This is a genomic window from Leyella stercorea, from assembly GCF_021531355.1.
Lineage (GTDB): Bacteria > Bacteroidota > Bacteroidia > Bacteroidales > Bacteroidaceae > Prevotella.
In genome coordinates this window covers 1-2,303 of the sequence record NZ_JADYTS010000138.1, presented here as the reverse complement: position 1 = coordinate 2,303, position 2,303 = coordinate 1, and the positions used below count along the sequence as shown (strand labels likewise).

Sequence of the window (2,303 nt, the reverse complement as noted above, 5' to 3'; positions counted from 1 at the left end):
CTGAGTTCTATTCATGACGCAAAGATAAACAATAATATTGGATTGTTAAAAACACAACAATATTATTTGATCCCGTTCACAATAAGTGCAGAAGCAATCAATAAGATTGCTGAGATTTCAGGTCTGATAGAGCGTTATGCCATACGACTTGAACAGAAAGATGCTCTGCATCTACGCAAGGTTAACAGAATACGTACAATCCACAGCTCGCTTGCTATAGAAGGTAATAAGCTGACGGAGGATGAGGTGCGCGACATAATCAACGGCAAAAATATTGTTGCGCCAGTTAAGGAAATACAAGAGGTGAAGAATGCCATCAAGACATATGAGATGTATCCATATCTTGATGCATTTAAGGAGGAGGACTTGCTCAAGGCTCATGCGCAGATGATGGAGGCAATCATTGATTATCCTGGTAGGTATAGGCATAGTGGCGTAGGTGTGTTTTCAGAGCATGGACTTGTTCATATGGCACCTCCTGCCGACAGAGTTCCATATCTTATGGGGGATTTGTTTGCTTGGTTAAGGCAAAGCAAAGACCACCTGCTTATACGCTCATGTGTGTTTCATTACGAGTTTGAGTTTATACACCCCTTTGCAGATGGCAATGGACGTATGGGAAGACTGTGGCAATCGCTTATTCTTGGCAAGCTGCATCCGTTGTTTGAGTATTTGCCAGTAGAGAATATGGTGTTTTCTAATCAGCAAGCCTACTATGATGCAATAACAGCAAGTACACAAGCAGCCGATTCTGGTGTGTTTATCGACTTTATGCTGTCTGAAATTCTTGAAACTCTCAAGAATCATCAAGGTGAAGAATTGAATGACGTTCACGATAAAGTTCATGATAAAGTTCATGATAAAGTTCATGATAAATACCCGGACGTTTCAGATTCGGCATGGAAGGTGCTTGATTATCTTGCTGAAAACAACAGTGCGTCAGCTATAACGGCTGCTGAAGCTCTTGGTATGTCTGAACGCATGGTAAGAAAACATATTGCAACACTAAAGTCTGCCGGTATCCTGTCTCGTATGGGAAGCAACAAAAATGGCAAATGGGTTGTTGGTCTTGCCTGATATAGAAATTTCTACGGTTGCTTTTCTTATTGCAGTAGCTTGAAAAGTATCAATCTGCCTTCTGGTATAACCTCGTTAGGGAAAGGATGTTTCGCAGAGTGCAGTAGCTTGACAGACATCGACTTGTCATGTATAACCTCGTTAGGGGATCTTTGTTTCATGAGTTGTGTTAATCTGAAAAGTGTCTCTTTGCCCACATGTGTAGCTTCGTTAGGACAAGGGTGTTTCTATCGTTGTACAGGTTTGGCTTCTGTCTATATGTATGCAGAACATCTGCCGACAATGTTGGGTTATAATGTATTCGGTGGTTGCGATGCTGATAATTGCATACTTTATGTTCCTAAAGGCACCATGGATATGTATAGACAGTCGTCGGCCTTTGGCTATTTCAAAAACATAGTTGAGCTTGACGCTACGGATATCAACAACCCTGCGACATCTACCAATCTAAAGGAGGTTTATCGATACACCACAAATGGCAGACGAATACTGACTCCTACTAAGGGCATCAACGTTGTTAAATACAACAACGGCTCTGTAAAAAAAGTGTTTGTAAAATAATAATAAGGCTTATATGAATATGGGCTGGCAGATTGCGGAATGAAATAGCAATCTGTCAGCCCATAATTTATTGTGTGTATGAGAGATGTCGGGGCGTTTCTCAGAACGTGAACAAGTTATAGTTTATGCCTACGCCGAAATATGGCTGCATTCCTTCTTTGGGAGTGATGCCATAGCCGGCATTAACGCCGATGCCCCAACGTTTTGGTTTCTTTCGTATTGTATTGGTGATGGTGATAATCTCACGTCGTGGATATATCGAAATGCTGTCGAGCGATGGCATGTAGCCGCTTACCCATGCTGTATAGGTGCTGTCGGAGTATTGCTTTTGTGTGATTGGTATCGCTTTTGGTTTCGTACTTGTCCTTCGTACGCTGCTTAGCGAAAAGTACAACATTGAGTATCACGGAGGCGAGAAGGAGATATACGAGTCCGTGTGTGAAAACCTTTCTTTTGTTCATAGTAGTTTCTTGATAATGTGTTGAGAAAGCTATTAGTTTAGTCTCGTTGGCAAATGAACCGGGGACACAAGGCCAATTAATAGACAATGTCAGTCCTTTGCTCTACCACCACAACAAAACACCGTAACAACAAAAGGGGGTGTGTCAAAATTCACACCCTCTTTTAAAATATCACAAAGCCCGAACTTTCACAAGCTCGGGCTT

At 41.8% G+C, this 2,303-nt stretch carries 2 protein-coding genes and 1 pseudogene; 2 read left to right on the top strand and 1 reads right to left on the bottom strand.

All coding sequences use genetic code 11. The features are described from left to right. The first annotated feature begins 42 nt into the window (after window positions 1–42). Both I6E38_RS14595 and I6E38_RS15365 read left to right on the top strand, forming a co-directional pair. Window positions 43–1,077, top strand: a complete 1,035-nt coding sequence (locus I6E38_RS14595; protein ID WP_262912390.1) for a Fic family protein — start codon at window positions 43–45, stop codon at window positions 1,075–1,077. Between the two features lie 30 nt (window positions 1,078–1,107). Beyond that, window positions 1,108–1,638 (top strand): annotated as a pseudogene (locus tag I6E38_RS15365) (leucine-rich repeat domain-containing protein); the annotation flags it as partial. A gap of 100 nt (window positions 1,639–1,738) precedes the next feature. Here I6E38_RS15365 and I6E38_RS14585 read toward each other — a convergent pair. Further along, complete coding sequence (locus I6E38_RS14585) at window positions 1,739–2,035, bottom strand: DUF6808 domain-containing protein (RefSeq protein WP_235394667.1); 297 nt, start codon at window positions 2,033–2,035, stop codon at window positions 1,739–1,741. Window positions 2,036–2,303 lie beyond the last annotated feature (268 nt).

Excerpts from the sequence above, each read along its gene's own strand:
- I6E38_RS14585 (WP_235394667.1), bottom strand. The coding sequence starts at position 2,035 with ATGTTGTACTTTTCGCTAAGCAGCGTACGAAGGACAAGTACGAAACCA.